17 protein-coding genes and 1 pseudogene are annotated in these 19,973 nt (G+C 72.7%); 9 read left to right on the forward strand and 9 right to left on the reverse strand.

What is annotated here, in order from left to right; genetic code table 11:
• Window positions 1-336 precede the first annotated feature (336 nt).
• The 3 genes from O7618_RS13755 to O7618_RS13765 are packed head-to-tail and all read right to left on the reverse strand — an operon-like array spanning window position 337 to window position 3,547.
• Window positions 337-1,413, reverse strand: coding sequence for a zinc-binding dehydrogenase (locus tag O7618_RS13755; RefSeq protein WP_278106477.1), 1,077 nt, complete (start codon window positions 1,411-1,413; stop codon window positions 337-339).
• Window positions 1,410-2,852 carry an aldehyde dehydrogenase family protein gene (locus tag O7618_RS13760; protein ID WP_278106478.1) on the reverse strand — a complete coding sequence of 481 codons (1,443 nt, stop codon included), beginning with the start codon at window positions 2,850-2,852 and terminating at the stop codon, window positions 1,410-1,412. The genes O7618_RS13755 and O7618_RS13760 overlap by 4 nt, the downstream gene beginning before the upstream one ends.
• Window positions 2,853-2,893: 41 nt before the next feature.
• Window positions 2,894-3,547: a TetR/AcrR family transcriptional regulator C-terminal domain-containing protein gene (locus O7618_RS13765; RefSeq protein WP_278106479.1), complete on the reverse strand. Its 654-nt coding sequence runs from the start codon at window positions 3,545-3,547 to the stop codon at window positions 2,894-2,896.
• An 89-nt stretch (window positions 3,548-3,636) separates the two neighbouring features.
• Here O7618_RS13765 and O7618_RS13770 point away from each other — a divergent pair, with 89 nt between their 5' ends.
• On the forward strand, window positions 3,637-4,809 hold the full coding sequence (locus tag O7618_RS13770; protein ID WP_278106480.1) for an acyl-CoA dehydrogenase family protein: 1,173 nt from the start codon (window positions 3,637-3,639) through the stop codon (window positions 4,807-4,809).
• Here O7618_RS13770 and O7618_RS13775 read toward each other — a convergent pair whose 3' ends face one another.
• The gene (locus O7618_RS13775; RefSeq protein WP_278106481.1) at window positions 4,810-5,847 is read right to left on the reverse strand and encodes an aminotransferase class V-fold PLP-dependent enzyme; all 1,038 of its coding nucleotides are present in this window, start codon (window positions 5,845-5,847) and stop codon (window positions 4,810-4,812) included. It abuts the gene before it with no gap.
• 218 nt (window positions 5,848-6,065) lie between these two features.
• Entirely contained in the window at window positions 6,066-7,052 is a 987-nt protein-coding gene (locus O7618_RS13780) for a LysR family transcriptional regulator (protein WP_278106482.1), read from the reverse strand.
• A 185-nt stretch (window positions 7,053-7,237) separates the two neighbouring features.
• Between O7618_RS13780 and O7618_RS13785 the strand changes: the two genes are divergently transcribed.
• Entirely contained in the window at window positions 7,238-8,005 is a 768-nt protein-coding gene (locus tag O7618_RS13785) for a hypothetical protein (protein ID WP_278106483.1), read from the forward strand.
• A 9-nt stretch (window positions 8,006-8,014) separates the two neighbouring features.
• Window positions 8,015-8,200 carry a hypothetical protein gene (locus O7618_RS13790; protein ID WP_278106484.1) on the forward strand — a complete coding sequence of 62 codons (186 nt, stop codon included), beginning with the start codon at window positions 8,015-8,017 and terminating at the stop codon, window positions 8,198-8,200.
• 81 nt (window positions 8,201-8,281) lie between these two features.
• On the opposite strand, the gene O7618_RS13795 is transcribed toward O7618_RS13790, so the two are convergent.
• Together O7618_RS13795 and dnaE are read right to left on the reverse strand one after the other, a co-directional pair.
• Complete coding sequence (locus tag O7618_RS13795; protein ID WP_278106485.1) at window positions 8,282-9,175, reverse strand: hypothetical protein; 894 nt, start codon at window positions 9,173-9,175, stop codon at window positions 8,282-8,284.
• A 37-nt stretch (window positions 9,176-9,212) separates the two neighbouring features.
• Window positions 9,213-12,746, reverse strand: coding sequence for a DNA polymerase III subunit alpha (dnaE, locus tag O7618_RS13800; protein ID WP_278106486.1), 3,534 nt, complete (start codon window positions 12,744-12,746; stop codon window positions 9,213-9,215).
• A 184-nt stretch (window positions 12,747-12,930) separates the two neighbouring features.
• Here dnaE and O7618_RS13805 point away from each other — a divergent pair, with 184 nt between their 5' ends.
• The 6 genes and pseudogenes from O7618_RS13805 to O7618_RS13830 all read left to right on the forward strand — a co-directional run bounded on the left by O7618_RS13805 (window position 12,931) and on the right by O7618_RS13830 (window position 18,363).
• Window positions 12,931-13,272 carry a PadR family transcriptional regulator gene (locus O7618_RS13805; RefSeq protein ID WP_278106487.1) on the forward strand — a complete coding sequence of 114 codons (342 nt, stop codon included), beginning with the start codon at window positions 12,931-12,933 and terminating at the stop codon, window positions 13,270-13,272.
• A complete protein-coding gene (locus O7618_RS13810) occupies window positions 13,269-14,213 on the forward strand; it encodes a permease prefix domain 1-containing protein (protein WP_278106488.1) in 945 nt (314 codons plus the stop codon). The genes O7618_RS13805 and O7618_RS13810 overlap by 4 nt, the downstream gene beginning before the upstream one ends.
• Before the next feature lie 152 nt (window positions 14,214-14,365).
• Window positions 14,366-15,647 (forward strand): annotated as a pseudogene (locus O7618_RS13815) (sensor histidine kinase).
• Window positions 15,644-16,330: a response regulator transcription factor gene (locus O7618_RS13820; RefSeq protein WP_278106489.1), complete on the forward strand. Its 687-nt coding sequence runs from the start codon at window positions 15,644-15,646 to the stop codon at window positions 16,328-16,330. Before O7618_RS13815 ends, O7618_RS13820 begins: the two are co-directional and overlap by 4 nt.
• Window positions 16,331-16,411: 81 nt before the next feature.
• Entirely contained in the window at window positions 16,412-17,305 is an 894-nt protein-coding gene (locus O7618_RS13825; RefSeq protein WP_278106490.1) for an ATP-binding cassette domain-containing protein, read from the forward strand.
• A complete protein-coding gene (locus tag O7618_RS13830) occupies window positions 17,302-18,363 on the forward strand; it encodes an ABC transporter permease (protein ID WP_278106491.1) in 1,062 nt (353 codons plus the stop codon). The genes O7618_RS13825 and O7618_RS13830 overlap by 4 nt, the downstream gene beginning before the upstream one ends.
• Before the next feature lie 66 nt (window positions 18,364-18,429).
• Here the strand turns inward: O7618_RS13830 and O7618_RS13835 are convergent, their stop codons facing one another.
• Together O7618_RS13835 and pdxT are read right to left on the reverse strand one after the other, a co-directional pair.
• The gene (locus O7618_RS13835; RefSeq protein WP_091067368.1) at window positions 18,430-19,179 is read right to left on the reverse strand and encodes a YebC/PmpR family DNA-binding transcriptional regulator; all 750 of its coding nucleotides are present in this window, start codon (window positions 19,177-19,179) and stop codon (window positions 18,430-18,432) included.
• Window positions 19,180-19,302: 123 nt separating this feature from the next.
• Window positions 19,303-19,908, reverse strand: a complete 606-nt coding sequence (gene pdxT / locus O7618_RS13840; RefSeq protein WP_278106492.1) for a pyridoxal 5'-phosphate synthase glutaminase subunit PdxT — start codon at window positions 19,906-19,908, stop codon at window positions 19,303-19,305.
• Window positions 19,909-19,973 lie beyond the last annotated feature (65 nt).

A 19,973-nucleotide genomic window follows, 5' to 3' on the forward strand; every position in this document is an offset into this window, starting at 1 on the left:
CCTCCGCAGGTCCGCACGCCCCGGCCAGGTCGGTGACCGGGGTCACAGGGCCGTCGCGTGCAGGAAACCTACGGGGCGTCGAAGTGGTCGAGCCATGTCGATGTGCCACACATTCCCCCGGAACACCACGGGGCCGACCTCCACACGGGTCGGCCCCGTGCCGCCGGATCCGAACGGATCGGCACCTGTCGACATGTGGCCCGGCACCGTCACCGGTCTGCGGCGCACTCCGGCAGGTCGAGCCCGGTGCAAGGAGGGGCCCCCTGTTAACGCCTCCGGTAGAGAAGGGCACCCCTCTCACGCCTGACCGGCGCGCGGCGCCGGCGCAGGGGCCGGTCAGTCAGGGAAGGCGACCACCCAGCGGGCGCCCTCGCCGCGGGCCAGCCGCGCCAGCGCCGCGGGCGCCTCGGCCAGCGACACCGTGCCGCTGACCAGCGGCTTCAGGTCGAGGTCACCGGCGGCGAGCGCGGCGGCCAGCTCCGGCACCTCCCGATCCGGGTCGGTCGAGCCGTAGACCGAGGACCGCAGCGTGCGCGCCGAGTGGAAGATGTCCAGCGCGGAGAGGCTGAGCAGGTCGTCCTTGCCGCCCATGCCGACCACGGTGACCGCTCCCCCGCGCCGCGTCGCCCGCCAGGCGGCCCGGATGGTGGCGGCCCGGCCCACGCACTCGAAGGCGTGGTCGACCCCGCGCCCGCCGGTGCGGGCCCGGACCTCCTTGCCGAGCGTGTCGTCGGAGCGCAGGAAGTCGGTCGCGCCGGCGGCCAGCGCCAGCTCCCGCTTGGCCTCCACCACGTCCACGGCGAGGATCGGCGCCGCGCCGGCCCGCTTGGCCGCGGTGAGCACCGCCAGCCCGACGCCGCCCAACCCGATCACCGCCACCGACTCGCCCCGGGCGACCCGGGCGGTGTTGCGGACCGCGCCGACGCCGGTGAGCACCGCGCAACCCAGCAGCGCCGCTTCGGCCGGCGGCAGCCCGGACGGCACCGGCACGGCCGCCCGCTCCGGCACCACCACCTCCTCGGCGAGCGCGCCCAGCCCCAGCGTGACGTGCAGCGGTTCCCCGGCGGCGGTCTCGCCCCGGGCCGCCGAGGCGGCCGTGTTCGCGGCGCAGAGCCAGGGCTCACCGTGCCGGCAGTGCCAGCAGTCGCGGCAGGCCGGCGCCCAGTTGAGCACCACGGGCGTGCCCACGGCCACCCCGGTGCCCGGCCCGGCCTCGGCCACCACGCCGGTCGCCTCGTGCCCCAACACCAGCGGATACCCGGGTGCCAGCGTGCCGTCCACCATGGCCAGGTCGGAATGGCAGATGCCGGCGGCACGGATCCGGACCCGCAGCTCACCGGGGCCGGGCGCGGGCAGGCGCACCTCCTCGACGGCAGGCGTGCCGCCCTGACCGCGCACCACGAGCGCCCTCATCGCTGGATCGCCTTGACCTCGGTGAACTCCTCCAGCCCGTAGGTGCCCAGCTCACGGCCGAGGCCGGACTGCCGGTAGCCGCCGAACGGGGCGAGCGGGTTGAACGCGCCGCCGTTGACGTCGACCTGCCCGGTGCGCAGCCGGCGGGCCACGGCCAGCGCCGCGTCCTCGTCGGCGGACCAGACCGCGCCGGCCAGCCCGTACCGGGAGTTGTTGGCGATCGTGACCGCCTCGTCCGCGTCGGCGAACGGGATCACCGCGAGCACCGGCCCGAACACCTCCTCCTGCGCCAGCGCGCTGTCCGGATGCACGTCGGCGAGGACGGTGGGCGCGACGAAGTGGCCGCGCGGCGGCACCGGCGCGTCCGGTCCACCGGCGACGAGCCGGGCGCCGTCGGCGAGCGCCCGGTCCACGTGCCCGCGTACCCGATCGACCTGCGCGGCCGAGACCAGCGGGCCGAGCCGGGTGGCCGGGTCGAACGGGTCACCGAGCCGGTAGCCGGCGACCACCGACGCGGCCAGGTCCAGCGCCTCGTCGTAGCGGTCGCGGTGCACCAGCATCCGGGTCCAGGCGGTGCAGGTCTGGCCGGAGTTGACGAGCACGTTGCCGACGCCGACCTTGACCGCGGTGGGCAGGTCGGCGTCGGCCAGGATCACGTTCGCCGACTTGCCGCCCAGCTCCAGCGCGACCCGGGCGATCCGGTCGGCGGCCAGGTGCGCGATCCGCCGGCCGGTCGCGGTGGACCCGGTGAACGAGACCAGGTCGACGTCGGGGTGCGCGGCGAGCGCCTCGCCGACCACCGGGCCGGTGCCGGGCACCAGGTTGACCACCCCCGGCGGCAACCCGGCCTCGGCCACCGCGTCGAAGAGCAGGTAGGCGGTGAGTGGCGTCAGCTCGCTGGGCTTGAGCACCACCGTGCAGCCGGCGGCGAGCGCCGGGGCGACCTTGGCGACCACCTGGTGCAGCGGGTAGTTCCACGGGGTGATCGCACCGACGACGCCGACCGGTTCGCGGACCACCAGCGAGTTGCCGACGACCTGCTCCGCGACCGGCCGGGCGGCCAACTCGACCATGCTGCGCAGCACGATCAGCGGCAGGCCGGCCTGCACCCGGGTGGCCAGCTTGAGCGGGGCGCCCAACTCCGTCGCCACGGTGCGGGCGACCTCGCCGGCGCGGGCGGCGAGCGCGGCGTGCAGCCGGTCCAGGTGGCCGGCCCGCTCGGCGGGGTCGGTCGCCGCCCAGCCGGGGAACGCGGCCCGGGCGGCGGCCACCGCCCGGTCGACGTCGGCCGGGGCGCCGGCCGGCACCACGCCGATTGTCTCCCCGGTGGCCGGGTTCTCCACGTCGATCGTGTCGCCCGACGACGGGTCGACCCAGTCGCCGGCGACGTGCAGGTGGCGGCGCGTCAGCGGGGCGGGTGGCGCGGCGACGAGATCCATGGCGTCCTTCGAAGCGGAAACTAGCGGTGGGAGTTTCGACGCTACCCCGGACCGTCCGCCCGTTCCAGCGGGCCGACGGTGGCCGCGTGCTCGGCGGCGAGGCCGTGCAGCAGCGCGTCCAGGCCGAGCGCGAACGCGCCCTCGTCGACGCTGCGCTGGTGGCCGGCGAGGCGGTGGGCCTGGGTGAGGTGCGGGTGCGCGGCGTAGAGCGACGGGTCCTCGACGAAGCCGCGGGCGAACGAGCCGAGCGCCGAGCCGGCCACGAAATAGCGCATCGCCGCGCCGATGTGGGTGGCTCGGGCGGGCGGCCAGCCGGCCCGGACCAGGGCGCCGTAGACCGCGTCGGCCATGGTGAGCGCCGCCGGCCGGCGGCCCGGCCCGCGGGCCAGGTACGGGACGACATGGGGGTGCGCGGCCAGCGCGGCCCGGTAGGAGCGGGCCCAGCGGCGCAGGGCCTCCTGCCAGTCGCACCTGTCGAACGCGCCCACGTCGACGGCCGCCGTGACGCTGTCGGCCACCGCGTCCAGGATCTCCTCCTTGGTCGCGAAGTGGTTGTAGAGCGACGGGCCGCGGACGCCGAGTGCGGCGGCGAGCCGCCGGGTGGAGAGCTTGTCCAGCCCGTCCGCGTCGATCAGCGCGAGCGCGGTCTCGACGATCCGGTCCCGGGTGAGCAGGGCCTGTCGGGGTCGTGGCACGTCGTCATCATCCCTCCTTCCGCCTCGGGTCTGGACGGCGGAAAACTTCCAGCGCTAGTTTAGAGCGGACACCGACCCGAGGGGGCACCGTGGACTTCGCACTGTCCGAAGAGGAACGCGCGGTCCGGGACACCGTCCGCGCGTTCGTCACCCGAGAGGTGATGCCGCTGGAGCCGGAGCTGCTGCGCCGCGAGCGCGCCCACCAGCCCGGCCTGGACCGCTCCGAGCTGCGCGAACTCCAGCTCAAGGCGAAGAAGTTCGGCTTCTGGGGGTTGGCCACGCCACCGGAGTACGGCGGGATGGCCCTGCCCGCCGTGATGCAGTCGCTGATCTGGACCGAGCTGGGCCGCAGTTTCGTGCCGTTCCGCTTCGGCGGCGAGGCGGACAACATCCTGTTCCACGCCACCGAGGAGCAGAAGCGGGAGTTCCTGCTCCCCACCATCGAGGGGGAACGGATCTCCTGCTTCGCCATCACCGAGCCCGGCGCGGGTTCCGACGCGGCGAACATCAAGCTGCGCGCCCGCCGCGACGGCGACGACTGGATCCTCGACGGCGAGAAGACGTTCATCACCAACGGCAACGACGCCGACTTCGCCATCGTGGTGGCGGTGACCGACCCGGAGAAGGGCGCCCGGCACGGCGGCGCCACCGCCTTCCTGGTCGACCGGGCGATGGGCTGGCGGTCGGAGTTCATCCAGACGATGGGCGAGGGCGGCCCCGCCTCGCTGGTCTTCGACGGCGTACGGGTGCCGCACCGCAACATCCTCGGCGAGATCGGGCAGGGCTTCACGCTGGGCATGGAGTGGATCGGCAAGGGCCGCTACACCATCCCCTCGCACGCGGTCGGGATCGCCGAGCGGGCCCTGCAGATGGCGATCGACCACGCCACCACGCGGGAGACGTTCGGCGCGCCGATCGCCACCAACCAGGCCATCCAGTGGATGATCGCCGACTCGGAGACCGAGCTGGAGGCCGCCCGCTGGCTGATCCTGCGCTCGGCCTGGACGGTCGACGCGGGGCTCGACCCCCGGCACGCCTCGTCGATGGGCAAGCTCTACGGCGCCGGCATGGTCAACCGGGTGGTCGACCGGGTGCTCCAGATCCACGGCGGCATGGGCTACACCCGCGAGCTGCCGATCGAACGCTGGTACCGGCAGGTGCGCCTGTACCGGATCTTCGAGGGCACCGACGAGATGCAGCGGCTGATCATCTCGCGCGACCTGCTGCGCGGCTACACGAAGATCGGCGGCCACCTGGCCTGATCAGCCGGTCAGCGCGTCCAGGGCCAGGTCGACGTCCGCCTCGGTGGTGTAGAGGTGGAACGAGGCACGCACCCGGCCGGCCCGGACCGCCGCCCGCACCCCGGCCGCGGCCAGCTTCTCCTGCGCGCCCGGCACCTCGACGCTGACGATCGCGCTGTCGCCGGGCGGGCGGCCCAGCCCGGCGAGGAACCGGTTGGCCAGCGCCACGTCGTGGTCGCGCACCGCGGCCAGGTCCAGGTCGGCGAGCAACTCCAGCACCGGGGCCGCCCCGGCGTAGCACAGCCACGACGGGGAGAGGTCGAAGCGCCGGGCGTCGTCGGCGAGCCGCAACGGGGTGCCGTAGTAGGAGGAGTGCGGGTCCTTGCCGGCGTACCAGCCCGCGGCGTCCGGGCGCAGCCGCTCGCGCAGCACCGGCGCCAGGTAGGCGAAGGCCGCGCCGCGCGGCGCCATCAACCACTTGTACGCCCCGACCAGCACCGCGTCCGCCCGGGCCGCGTCGAACGGAAGCCACCCGCAGGCCTGGGTGGCGTCGACCACCACCAGCGCGTCGTGCGACCGGGCCGCCGCGACGATCTCGTCGTACGCCGCGACCGTGCCGTCGGCGGACTGCACCAGGCTGAACGCCACCAGGTCGGTGCCGGCGTCGATGGCGTCGACCAGGCCGTCGAGCGGGACGGCGCGCACCCGCACGCCACGCTCCTCCTGCACCAGCCAGGGGAACAGGATCGAGGTGAACTCCCCCTCGGGCACCACCACCGTGGCACCCGGCGGCAGCGCCGCCGCGATCGGCGCCACCAACTGGGAGACGGCCGCGCCGATGCTCACGTCGGCCGGGTCCACGCCGACCAGCCGGGCGAACGCGGCCCGGGAGCGGTCGACCGCGGCGTCCCACACCTCGAACGACACCCCGCCGCTCCGCCACTCGGCGAGCACCTGCTGCACCGCCGTCCACACCGGATCGGGCGGCAACCCGTAGGTCGCCGTGTTCAACCATCCCGGCTCCACCTGCCACAACTTCCGCGCCTGCGCCAGCTCCATACCCTCGACGCTAGCCACCCCCACCCCCACCCGACACCGCCAATCCCACCCCCGCGGCCCTCCCCCGCCCCACCCTCTCGCCGATCTTGCGGTTTCTGCCCCGGCGGGGCAGAAACCGCAAGATCGCGCCAGGGGGTGGGGCGGGGACGGGCGGTCGCCATCGGTCAGATGGATCGCGGCGCCGTCGAGGTCGAACGAGTAGCCGGTGGTCAGTGCGCCTACCCGTGGCGCGGCTGCCCGCATGACTCGTCGAGCAGGTGACGTTCGTCGGCGATGCCCGGGAACCGGAGGGGACGGCCACTGATCCATTCCCAGTAGGCGGGTGACCGGCGCGCCTGACCACGATAGAAGTCGAGCCGGGCGCCCCGGAGACGGTCCACCAGGACCGACGCCGCCAGCTCCGGTTTCCAGGCGAGATAGAGGTGACGGTCACCGTTTGCCAGACCGGTCAACGGAATCACCCGGAACCCGTCATTCGCGCGAACGAGCGCGCTGCTGAAAGCCACCGCCCCTCTTTTGTCGATCATGTGTCGGCCGGTGACCTGGGACGCCGGCACCACCCGGGCGCGGGGCAGGCCGGCGAGCGTCCGCGTCTCCCAGCGGTGCGGGCTCTGGCTCGGCGGGCTCACCACCCAGCGCTCGTCGCCGAGATCTGCGATGTCGAGACTGGCGGCGTCGGCGAGCGGGTGGACGCGACTGATCTGCAGCCAGATCGGCTCGCGGACGACAGTGACCACGTGCGCACCCGGTGGCAGGGGCGCGACCTCTCCGGGAAAGTCGGCCACGAGCACGACGTCCAGCCGACCCTCGCCCAAGCGGGTGAGCAGCGCCGGAGAGTCGTCGACGGTCCAGTCCAGTTCGACGTCCGGCAGCGCCGCCTCGAAGTGCTCCACCATCAGCCGGCTGTACAGGTCGATCGTGCCCAGCCGCAGCCGTTTCCGCGCCGCCGGGGCCGCGACGACAGCGTTCACCGCCTGCTCCCACCGACCCAGCAGGTCCGGGAGGAGCAGGGCGAGCCGAACCCCCGCCGGGGTCATCGCGACCCGGACGGTCGAGCGGTCCAGGAGACGCACGCCGACGGCACGCTCCAGACGTTGGATCCGGCGTACCACGGCGGAGTTGGTGAGATGCAACCGCTCGGCGGCGCGACTGAACGACAGGGTCTCGGCGACGACGGCGAACGTGTGGAGATCAACCCACTGCACGCCTCAGTTCTACCGGAAGTCGCGTGGCCGGACCATCACCCGACGTTGACCTGACCTTCTGCGCGGCCGACAGCAGTCGGTCCCTGATGCTGCCGAATCGTCACTTCCCCGGTTTCGGCCGCTGCCGGAGGCTCTTCTCACGGCGGCCGACACCCGGCGGCCGGACAATCACCCTGAGGTGGCCCATGCGAACCACCCCGCGATCCGCCCGGCAGCGGCGGACCTCCCGACTGTTGACCCTGCTCCTGGCAGCCGTCCTCGGCGCCGTCGGCACGGCCACGCCGGCCGTCGCCGGCCCGAACACCCTCACCATGACCAGGACCACCAACCAGACGCTGCAGTTCGGTGGCGCGAACAACGCCTACTCCACCGGGTGCTACCGCGTCGACCTCACCGGGCAGGGCAACCAGAGCCTGATCGGCACCAACACCTTCTGGATCCCGGCGAACTACTTCATCGCCGGCAACCGCGGGCTGGGCCTGCGGTTCACCTACCAGAGCGCGTACGGCTGGGTCAGCCTGAACACGGACGGTGGCGCCGTGCTCCTGCCGAACGGCTCGACGCCGAGCGGCTCCCTGGCCCGGCTGGCGGTGGGCTCCATCGTCACCATCACCCCGGTCACCAGCCTGCCCTACACCGGGCAGGGCTTCACCTGCACCCTGCCGCCGCCAGCGGGCGAGTACTGCCGCCAGTTCACCATCACCGGGCGCTACGGCCAGGTGACCATGGGGCAGATTCTGGGCACTTCCGACAACAGGGTGGTGGTGGGGGCGCTGGCCTACGCGCAGCTCAAGGGAAAGTACTGCTGGAACGGCAACCGGGTCACCACCAAGCAGACCTCGGCGATCCAGTACAGCTTCACCAGTTCCCCGGTCCCGGCCGGGCTCGCGTTCGGGTTCAGCAACCCACGCAATGGCGTCAGCCAAACGTACCAGAGCCACTTCAGCGTGTAACAGTCCGGCGTGGACATCCGGCTGGACGTGCGACCCGGAACGGTCGTCAACGGAGTGCCCATCCCGGAATTCGCGAACCGCTACATTGACAAAATCAACTTTGACACCCTGCTCTACGCCGGCGGCAACGTGGAGGCCACCTCAGGCGCCGAGGTCTGGCAGGGCGCCATCGGCCCAGGGCCCATCGACCGCTGAGACGAGCGGCCCGTTCGGCCGGCCGTGCCCTGCGGCCGGCCGAGCGGCTCCGTCCGTTTCCGGCGCACCGACGGCGAACGGTCAGGCAGGCGGTGCAAGGTCCGCGAGGACGCCGCGCATCTCCGCGCCGACCCGGCGCAGCGACCAACCGGCCAGCTCGGGCAGGGGATGCCGCGCCCGCAACCGCCGCACCGCCGCCAGGCCGACCAGATAGCCACAGCGCCGGGGCAGGTCACCCCGCAACGGCGAGGCCCGCATCAGGAAATACGCCGCGTGGTGGTCCGGGTCGGTGGCGTCCAGGTCGGCCCGGACCCGGCCCACGATCTCCGACCACCGGCGGCGACACTCGTCCAGCCAGGCCCGGTGGTCGGGCCGGCCGAACCAGAGGTACGCCTCGACCGGCCGGCCGGGATCCAGCTCGGCGGTGACCTGGGTGGCCAGCCCCTCGGCGAAGAGCTGGTTCGCCACCCCGTGCGACGGCCAGTCGCGGATGCCGGCCCGCCGGTCGTGCACCACGTGCGCGGCCTCGTGCCGCACCAGCAGCGCGTCGTCGTCGGGCTCGCGCCCCTCCACGGCGAGGAAGAGCGCGTAGCGACCGCCGAGGTCGTCGGCCCAGCCGTTGGCCTGGCGCAGCCCGACGAGCACCACGCACTCGACCGGCCCGCCCTCGCCGGACCAGCCCAGCGCGCCGGCCGCATCCGCGACGCCGGTGGGCAGCAGCTCGCGTACCGCCTCGGCGCGGGCGGCCAGGTCGGCGACCCGGTCGCGGAGGCCGGCCACGGCGGCGGTCACCGCCTCCGGGTCGGACCAGTCGCCGCCGCGGTCCAGCACACCGAACACGCCCGGGTGCCGGGCCAGGTAGCGGGACCGCCAGGCGTGCGGCCAGCGTTCCGCGTCGACGGACCGGCACTCGCCGAGGGCGGCCAGCGCGTCCGGCACGAGGTCGCGCACGCGCAACAGGTCCGTCGGGGGCATGCCCCGATGCTGCCCGATCACCGACCGGCCCGCACGGTCAGCTCACGTTGGTCGGGCCCAGGACGCTCTTCAGGTCGCCCATGAGGGCGGTGGTCGCGGCGACCCGGAACGGGCCGAGGCGCAGCGTGGTGACCTTGCCGCCGTTGAGCAGCTTGACGTGCACCTCGGTGTCGCCGGGGTGCAGCACCAGCGTCTCCTTCAGCCGCTCGACCAGCGGCGGGGTGCAGCGGTGCACCGGGATGGTGAGCGTGACCGGCTTGTTCGCCGGATTGCTGGTGACGTCCGGCATGGACATGTCCATCGCCATGATCCGGGGGGTGTCGTCGCGGCGGTCCACCCGGCCCTTGACCACCACGATCGCGTCCTCGGCGATGTACTGCCCGATCACCTCGTAGGTGTTCGGGAAGAACAGCGTCTCGACGCCGCCGGCGAGGTCCTCCAGGGTGGCCGAGGCCCAGGCCCGGCCCTGCTTGGTGACCCGGCGCTGCACGCCGGAGAGGATGCCGGCGAGGGTGACCACCGCGCCGTCGGGCACGGTGCCCTCCTCGGACAGCGCGGCGATGGTGGTGTCGGCCGCCGCGCCGAGCACGTGTTCCAGGCCGAACAGCGGGTGGTCGGAGACGTAGAGGCCGAGCATCTCGCGCTCGAACGCCAGCTTGTCGCGCTTGTCCCACTCCCCGTCGCCGATGACCGGCATGACGGTGGTGCTGCCGCCGGCGTCGGCGTCGCCGAACCCGGCGCCGAAGAGGTCGTACTGGCCGACCGCCTCCTTGCGCTTGACGTCGGCGTACGCGTCGATGGCGTCGGCGTGCACGGCCAGCAGGCCCTTGCGCGAGTGCTTCAGCGAGTCGAACGCGCCGGCCTTGATCAGCGATTCGATGGTCTTCTTGTTGCAGGCCACCGCGTCCACCTTGGACAGGAAGTCGTAGAAGTCGGCGTACTCGCCCTTCTCCTCACGGCAGCGCATGATCGAGGCGACCACGTTCGCGCCGACGTTGCGCACCGCGCCGAGACCGAAACGGATCTCCTTACCGACCGGGGTGAACGGGCCGGCGGAGGTGTTCACGTCCGGCGGGAGGACCTGGATCCGCATCCGGCGGCACTCGGACAGGTAGAGCGCCATCTTGTCCTTGTCGTCGCCGACGGAGGTGAGCAGCGCCGCCATGTACTCGGCCGGGTAGTGCGCCTTCAGGTAGGCGGTCCAGTACGACACCAGGCCGTACGCGGCGGAGTGCGCCTTGTTGAACGCGTAGCCGGCGAACGGCACCAGCACGTCCCACACCGCCTGGATGGCGTCGTCGGGGTAGCCGTTCGCGCGGCAGCCGTCCCGGAACGGGACGAACTCCTTGTCCAGGATCTCCTTCTTCTTCTTGCCCATCGCCCGACGCAGCAGGTCGGCCTGGCCGAGCGTGTAGCCGGCGAGGATCTGCGCGGCGCGCTGCACCTGCTCCTGGTAGACGATCAGGCCGTGGGTGGGGGCGAGGATCTCGCGCAGCGGCTCCTCCAGCGCCGGGTGGATCGGGGTGATCTCCTGGAGGCCGTTCTTGCGCAGCGCGTAGTTGGTGTGCGAGTCGACGCCCATCGGGCCGGGCCGGTAGAGCGCCAGCACGGCCGAGATGTCCTCGAAGTTGTCCGGCTTCATCATCCGCAGCAGCGAGCGCATCGGCCCGCCGTCGAGCTGGAACACACCGAGCGTGTCGCCCCGGGCGAGCAGTTCGTACGCGGCCTTGTCGTCCAGCGGCAGGCCGAGCAGGTCCAGCTCCTTGCCGTGGTTGAGCCCGATGTTCTTCACCGCGTCGTCGATGATGGTCAGGTTGCGCAGGCCGAGGAAGTCCATCTTCAGCAGCCCGAGCGACTCGCACGTCGGGTAGTCGAACTGCGTGATGATCACGCCGTCGGCGTCGCGGCGCATCAGCGGGATGTGCTCGATGATCGGCTCGGCGGACATGATGACGCCGGCCGCGTGCACGCCGGTCTGCCGGATCAGCCCCTCGATGCCCTTCGCGGTCTCGATGACCTTCTTGACGTCCGGGTCGGAGTCGTAGAGGCCGCGGATCTCGCCGGCCTCGGCGTAGCGCGGGTGCTTCGGGTCGAAGATGCCGGACAGCGGGATGTCCTTGCCCATCACCGCCGGCGGCATGGCCTTGGTGATCCGGTCGCCGACCGCGTACGGGAAACCCAGCACCCGGGCCGAGTCCTTGATCGCGGCCTTCGCCTTGATCGTGCCGAACGTGGCGATCTGCGCGACCTTGTCCTCACCCCACTTGTCGGTCACGTACTTGATGACCTCGCCGCGCCGACGCTCGTCGAAGTCGATGTCGACATCCGGCATCGAGACCCGCTCGGGGTTGAGGAACCGCTCGAAGATCAGGCCGTGCGGGATCGGGTCCAGGTCGGTGATGCCCAACGCGTACGCGACGAGCGAGCCGGCGGCCGAGCCGCGACCGGGGCCGACCGCGATGCCCTGGCTCTTCGCCCACTGGATGAAGTCGGCGACCACGAGGAAGTAGGACGGGAAGCCCATCTGGATGATGACGCCCAGCTCGTACTCCGCCTGGACGACGTGGCCCTCCGGGATGCCGCCGGGGAAGCGGCGCTTGAGCCCGGCGAACGTCTCCTTGCGGAACCAGGACTCCTCGGTCTCGCCCTCGGGGATCGGGAACCGCGGCATCAGGTTGTGGAAGGTGAACATCCCGGTCGGGTCGACCTTCTCGGCCACCAGCAGGGTGTTGCGGCAACCCTGCTGCCACAGCTCGGAGGAGTCGACCGCGCGCATCTGGTCGGCGGACTTGACGAAGTAGCCGCCGCCCTCGAAGCGGAACCGGTTCGGGTCGGCGACGTTGCTGCCGGTCTGCACGCAGAGCAGCACGTCGTGCGCCTCGGCCTGCGCCTCGTGGGTGTAGTGCGAGTCGTTGGTGACCACCGGCGGGATGTCGAGCTTGCGGGCGATCTCGGTGAGCCCGTCGCGGACCCGGCGCTCGATGTCGAGGCCGTGGTCCATGATCTCCAGGAAGTAGTTGTCCTTGCCGAAGATGTCCTGGTAGGCGGCGGCGACCTTGAGCGCCTCGTCGAACTGCCCGAGCCGCAGCCGGGTCTGCACCGCGCCGGAGGGGCAGCCGGTGGTGGCCATGATGCCCTCGGCGTGCTCGGCGATCAGCTCCATGTCCATCCGGGGCCACTTGACGTAGTGGCCCTCCATCGAGGCGCGGGAGTTGAGCCGGAACATGTTGTGCAGGCCGGTGCGGTTCGCCGCCCACATGGTCATGTGGGTGATGGCGCCGTTGCCGGAGACGTCGTCGCTCTTCTGCTCGGGGCGCCCCCACTTGACCCGGGCCTTGTGGAAGCGCGACTCCGGCGCCACGTACGCCTCGACGCCGAGGAGGGGCTTGATCCCGGCGGCCATGGCCTGCTTGTAGAAGTCGTTCGCGCCGTGCATGTTGCCGTGGTCGGTGATCGCCACCGCCGGCATGCCGAGGCGCGCCGCCTCGGCGAAGAGGTCCTTGAGCCGGGCCGCACCGTCGAGCATCGAGTACTCGGTGTGTACGTGCAGATGCGCGAACGAATCGCCCATGCGTGGCGCCCCCCGGGTTGTGGATCGAGCTGCGTCGGAGTCGACCGACCCACCCTACCGAGGTGATCTCGCCGCCTCCACCGTCCGCGCCGGAGGTGGTCCGCGTCTCTCCCACGGCCTGGTGCGTGACGCACGATGCTGTATGGGCTTGCAATGGTGTGTGGCACACACTATCGTGTGACGCATGGTCAGCGACGAGGTTCTCCGGACCCACCTCCAGGAGCTGCGACGCGGCACGATCGTCGTCGCCGGCCTGGTGGCGCTCCGCCGTCCCGACTACGGCTACGCCCTGCTGCAACGGTTGGCCGCGCACGGCTTCGCGGTCGACGCCAACACGCTCTACCCGCTGCTGCGTCGCCTCGAGGACCAGGGGCTGCTGACCAGCGAGTGGAACACCGACGAGAGCCGGCCGCGCAAGTTCTACCGCACCAGCGACGACGGCGAGGCGGTCCTGACCCGCCTGCTGGACGACCTGTCCGCGGTGCAGGCGTCCATGACCCAGCTGATCGAAGGAGCGGGACGATGAGTTCCCTGACCGACCGTTACGTGGCGGCCACCCTGCGGACCGTGCCGGCACCCCGCCGGGCCGAGCTGTCCGAGGAACTGCGCGCCTCGATCGCCGACATGATCGACGACCGGACCGCCGGCGGGCAGGACCACGCCGCCGCCGAGCGCGAGGTGCTCACCGAGATGGGTCGCCCCGAGGCGCTCGCCGCCCGCTACAGCGACCGCACGCTCCAGCTCATCGGCCCGCGCTACTACCTGATCTGGTGGCGGGTGCTGCGGATGCTGCTGACCTGGATCCCGGCGCTCGCCGGCACGGCCACCGGTCTCGTCAAGGCCACCGTCGGGGGCGAGCCCGGCGGGGCCATCGGCGCGGCGATCTCGGTCGCCATCCAGACCGCCGTGCAGATCGCGTTCTGGGTCACGCTGAGCTTCGCCGTCCTGGAACGCGCCCAGGCCCCGCTGGGCCTGCCCGACTGGACCGTCGACCAACTCCCCGAGGAGACCGGCGACCGGCAGATCAGCCAGCCGGACTGCTTCGCCTCCATCGCCTTCCTCCTCGGCACGATCGCGGTCATCGTCGGGCAGCACTTCCAGCGCTGGAGCACCGACGACGGCTCCCGGCTGCCGGTGCTCGACCCGGCACTGTGGAGCTTCTGGCTCCCGGCCCTGATCGCGGTGCTGGTCGCCACCGTCGGCCTGGAGGTGGCGAAGTACCGGGCCCGGCGCTGGACCTGGCCGCTGGTCGCGGTCAACGCGCTGCTCAACCTGGCGTTCGCCGCGCCGGTGGTCTGGCTGCTGCTCACCGACCGGCTGCTCAACCCCGAACTGGTCGACCGGTTCGCCTGGCTGCGCGACGGCGGCGCGGACGACGTCACCCGCATCGCCGCGGTGGTGACCCTGGTGGTCGCGGTCTGGGACGTGGTCGACAGCGTGGTCAAGGCGCGGCGCGCGGCCCGATGAGACCCGGTCCCGGTCCGGCGCACACGGGGGTGCCGGACCGGGACCCGACGGGTACGGCGGGTGGCGGCGTTCAGGCCGCCGCCCGCCGCACCAGGCCCACCCGTACCGGCCTTCCCGGCCGGCCGGGGCGGCCCGGATGGCATGGTCGTACGGTGAGCACCACACCCACGACCGACTGGCGACGGCCCGGGCCCACGGCCGAGCAGCGCGGCACCGACCTCTGGATCGGCCTCGGCCTCACCGTGCTGGCCCTGTTCGAGCTGACGCTGGCCCGCAGCACCGGCGCCTTCCTGCTGGGGCCGCCGCCGAGCCTGGCCGAGCAGCTCTGGTGGACCGTCGCGGCCACCGCGCCGTTGGCGGTGCGACGGCGGTGGCCCGCCGCGGTCGCGGTGCTGATCTCGATCGCCTTCATCGCCGGGCAGGCCCGGGCGATCCCGGTGTCCGGGCTGCCGTCGGCGGCCCTGTTCGCCGCGCTCTACACCCTCGGCGCCTGGGGCACCGACCGGCGGCTGGCCGGACGCGTCCGGATCGGCATCATCGCCGCGATGTTCGGCTGGCTGGCGCTCGCGCTGGCGCTGCAGATGGAGCAGTTCTCCGCGGACGCCTTCACCGGGGCGGCCGGGCCGGTGCCGCCGGTGCTCGCCGCCGTGATCAACGGGGTGCTCTGGAACGTGCTGTTCTTCGCCTTCGCCTACTATTTCGGGCAGACCGCGTGGGTGGCCGCGCAGGGCCAGCACGAGCTGCGGGAACAGGCCGAGCAGCTGCGCCGGTCGCAGCACGAGGCGCGCGAGCGGGCGGTGATGGGCGAACGGGTCCGGATCGCCCGCGAACTGCACGACGTGGTCGCCCACCACGTCTCGGTGATGGGCGTGCAGGCCGCCGCCTGCCGGCGGGTGTTCGACCGCGACCCGGACAAGGCCCGGACCGCGCTGAGCGCCATCGAGGAAAACCGCCCGCACCTCGGTGGACGAGCTGCGCCGGATGCTCGGCGTGCTGCGCGACCCGAGCGTCGGCGCGGACCCCGCGCAGGTGGACGCCGCCGGCATCGACCAGCTCGGCACGCTCGTCGACCGGGCCCGCGAGACCGGGCTGCGGGTCGAGCTGGGGGTGTACGGCGACCCGGCGCCGCTGCCGCGCTCGGTGTCGCAGGCGGCGTACCGGATCGTGCAGGAGGCGGTGACCAACGTGGTGAAACACGCGTCCGCCACGTCGCTGGACGTGCGGATCCGCTACCTCGCCCGGGAACTGGAGGTGGACGTGAGCGACGACGGGCGCGGGGGCATCCCGGGCGGCGACGGCCTCGGCCTGATCGGCATGCGGGAGCGGGCCGCCGTGCACGGCGGCGAGCTGGAGGCCGGGCCGCGTGCCGGCGGCGGCTTCCGGGTCCGGGCCCGCCTCCCGTTGACCGTCGAGACCGCCGGGCGGGCGACGTGACCGCGCCGGAGCCGCCGGTGCGGGTGCTGCTCGTCGACGACCAGCACCTGGTTCGCGTCGGCTTCCGGGTCATCCTCGAGGTGGAGGACGACATCGAGGTGGTCGGCGAGGCCGCCGACGGGGAACGGGCCGTGGCGATGGCGTCCGCGCTGCGGCCGGACGTGGTGCTGATGGACGTGGAGATGCCGGTGCTCGACGGGTTGGCGGCCACCCGGCGGATCACCTCCGTCGGCGCCGGCGACGGGCCGGCGGTGCTCATCCTCACCACGTTCGACCGGGACGACTACCTGTTCGCGGCGTTGCGCGCCGGGGCGAGCGGTTTCCTGCTCAAGAACGGCACCCCGGAGGACCTGCTCGACGCGGTGCGGGTGGTGGCGCGCGGCGAGGGGCTGATCGCCCCGGCGCTCACCCGGCGGGTGATCTCCACGTTCGCCCGGCCCGGCGCGGCGCCGCCCGACCCCCGGCACGACGCCGCGACCGCGGAGCTGACCCCGCGCGAGCGGGAGGTGCTGGCGCTCGTCGCCCGAGGGTCCAGCAACGCGGAGATCGCGGCCGGGCTGCACGTCGGCGAGGCGACAGTGAAGACCCACGTCAGCCGGGTGCTGGCGAAACTCGGCCTGCGGGACCGGGTCCAGGCGGTGATCTTCGCGTACGAGCACGGGGTGGTCCGCCCCGGCGGGTGATCGGGTCCCCCGCGCGACGGACCCGGATGATCAACCCGTGGTCGGACGCCGCCGCACCCGGACGGCCGTAGCGTCGCGGGCATGACCAGCGTGCTCCGCCTGGACGGCGTCGACCGAAGCTTCGGCGGTCGCCAGGTGCTCAAGGATGTCTCCTTCGACGTGACCGCCGGGCGGCTGACCGGGTTCGTCGGCGGCAACGGCGCCGGCAAGACCACCACCATGCGGATCGTCCTCGGCGTGCTCGCCCCGGACGCCGGGCAGGTGACCTGGCGGGGGCACCGGCTCACCCGCGACGGCCGCCGGCGCTTCGGCTACATGCCCGAGGAACGCGGCCTCTACCCCAAGATGACGACCCGTGAGCAGGTGGTCCACCTCGGCCGCCTGCACGGGCTCGCCCCGGCGGCGGCCCGCCGCCGAACCGACGCGCTGCTGGAACGCATCGGCCTCGGCGAGCGCGGCGACGACCTGCTGGAGACGCTGTCGCTCGGCAACCAGCAGCGGGCACAGATCGCCGCCGCGCTGGTGCACGACCCGGAGGTGCTGATCCTGGACGAGCCCTTCTCCGGGCTCGACCCGATGGCCGTCGACACGGTCGTCGCGGTGCTGCGGAAACGGGCCGCCGCCGGGGCGCCGGTGCTCTTCTCCAGCCACCAGCTCGACGTGGTGGAACGGCTCTGCGACGACCTGGTGCTCATCGCCGGCGGCACGATCCGGGCGGCCGGATCCCGCGCGGAGCTGCGCGCCGCGTACACCCTGCCCCGCTTCGAGCTGGTGGTGGACGGCGACGCCGGCTGGCTGCGGGACCAGCCCGGGGTGGAGCTGGTCGACCTCGACGGTGCGCGCGCCGTGGTCGACCTCGCCCCCACGACGGACGACCAGTCGGTGTTGCGCGCCGCGCTGGCCCGAGGCCCGGTGCGGGCCTTCGGACCGGTCACCCCGTCCCTCGCCGAGATCTTCCGAGAGGTCAACCAGTGAACACCTACCAGGCCACCCGGCTGGTCGCCGCGCGCGAGATCAAGGTCAAGCTCCGGGACAAGACCTTCCGGTACGGCACGCTGATCTTCCTGCTCATCGCGGTCGCCTCCACGGTGCTCCCGGCGATGTTGCGCGGCGGACCGTCGACGGTGGCGGTCGCCGTGGCCGACGCCGCCCCGCTGCGCGCGGCCGGGCTGGACGTCCTCCTGGTCGCCGACGACGCGGACGCCGAACGTGCGGTACGTGACGGCGACGCGGACGCGGCGGTCGTCGCCGGGCCGACCGTGATCGGCGACGACCGGGCCCCGGACGACGTGGTGCGGGCGCTGAGCGAGGCGCCGGCGGTACGGCTGCTCGACCCGGATGCGGTGGACCCGTTCACCGCCTACCTGGTGCCGTTCGCGTTCGCGTTCGTCTTCTTCTTCATGTCCCAGACGTTCGGGGTGCAGGTGGCGCAGAGCGTCACCGAGGAGAAACAGACCCGGATCGTGGAGATCCTGGTGGCCGCCGTGCCGGCACGGGCGCTACTCGCCGGCAAGATCGTCGCCGCCGGCACGTTGGCGCTGGGCCAGGTGGCGCTGATCGCGGCCACCGCGCTCGTCGGGATGCGGCTGACCGGCGGCGGGGAACTGCTCGGCCTGGTCGCCCCCGCGCTCGGCTGGTTCGTGCCGTTCTTCCTGGCCGGCTTCCTGCTCCTGGCCGCGATGTGGGCGGCCGCCGGCGCGTTGGTCAACCGGCAGGAGGACATCGCGGCCGTGTCCACGCCGGTGCAGTTGGCGGTGATGGCGCCGTTCTTCGCGGTGGTGTTCCTCAACGACAACGCCACCGCCATGCGGATCCTGTCCTACCTGCCGCTCTCCGCGCCGACCGCGATGCCGGCCCGGCTGTTCACCGGTGACGCGGCGGCCTGGGAACCGCTGGTGTCGCTGGCGCTGCTGCTGCTCACCGCCGCCGCCTTCCTGGCCGCCGGGGCGCGCGTCTACGAGGGTTCGCTGTTGCGCACCAACGGGCGGACGTCGGTGCGCACGGCCTGGCGGCAGCGGGAGCCGATCGGCTGAGACCCGGACGGCAAGCGCCGGGCACCCGTGCTCACGGGTGCCCGGCGCCCGGCCCGGCCTGCGCGGTCAGCCGACCGCGGCCATCACCTCGTCGGAGACGTCGAAGTTGGCGTAGACGTTCTGCACGTCGTCGCAGTCCTCCAGGACGTCGATCAACTTGAAGATCTTGCGCGCGCCCTCCTCGTCCAGCGGCACGTTCACGCTGGGCACCAGGGAGGACTCGGCCGACTCGTACTCGATGCCGGCGTCCTGCAGCGCGGTGCGCACCGCGATCAGGTCGCCCGGCTCGGAGATCACCTCGAACGCCTCGTCGAGGTCGTTGACCTCCTCGGCGCCGGCGTCGAGGACGGCCATCATCACGTCGTCCTCGCTGGTGCCGGCCTTCGGCACGATCACCACGCCCTTGCGGGAGAACATGTACGACACCGAGCCGGCGTCGGCGAGCGAGCCGCCGTTGCGGGTCAGCGCCGTGCGCACCTCGGTGGCGGCGCGGTTGCGGTTGTCGGTCAGGCACTCGATCAGCATCGCCACGCCGCTGGGTCCGTAGCCCTCATACATGATCGTCTGCCAGTCGGCGCCGCCCGCCTCCAGGCCGGAGCCGCGCTTGACCGCGCGGTCGATGTTGTCGTTCGGGACCGAGTTCTTCTTCGCCTTCTGGATGGCGTCGAAGAGGGTGGGGTTGCCGGCCGGGTCGCCGCCGCCGGTGCGGGCCGCCACCTCGACGTTCTTGATCAGCTTGGCGAACATCTTGCCGCGCTTGGCGTCGATCACGGCCTTCTTGTGCTTGGTGGTCGCCCACTTTGAGTGGCCGGACATCTGAGTACCTCCGTTAGTGATCCACGCCTGCGTCGACAGCCCACGCCGGAGCCGAACCCGGCAATCCTACCGAGCGGACGTCACCGCGCGTCACTCCCGTCACCACGACCACGCGGCGGCCGGTCAGCCGGCGGCCCGGACCACGTCCACGAAGAGGCGGTGCAGGCGCAGGTCACCGGTCAGCTCCGGGTGGAAGGAGGTGGCCAGCAGACCACCCTGGCGGACCGCGACGATCCGGCCGGCGGCCGGCCCGTCGGTCACCCGACCCAGCACCTCGACGTCCGGGCCGACCCGCTCGACCCACGGCGCGCGGATGAACACCGCGTGGAACGGGTCGCCGTCGACCCCGGCGATCGACACCGGCGCCTCGAACGAGTTCACCTGGCGGCCGAAGGCGTTGCGCCGGACCGTCATGTCGATGCCGGCGAAGCCGCGCTGGTCGGGGCGGCCGTCCAGCACCTCGGCGGCCAGCATGATCAGGCCGGCGCAGGAGCCGTAGACCGGCATGCCGCCGGCGATCCGCTTGTCGATCGGCTCGCGCATCTCGAAGATGTCGACCAGCTTGCTGATCGTGGTGGACTCGCCGCCGGGCACCACCAGGCCGTCGACCGCGTCCAGCTCACCGGGGCGGCGCACCGGGCGGGCGTCGGCGCCCGCGCCGGTCAGCGCCGCGACGTGCTCGCGTACGTCGCCCTGCAGCGCCAGCACCCCGATCACGGGTACGGTCACCGGTCGCTCCTCTCGCAGGTGTGAGAAGGGGCCCCTTCTCTACCGGAGGCGTTAACAAGGGGCCC

The organism is Micromonospora sp. WMMD980 (assembly GCF_029626035.1).
Lineage (GTDB): Bacteria > Actinomycetota > Actinomycetes > Mycobacteriales > Micromonosporaceae > Micromonospora.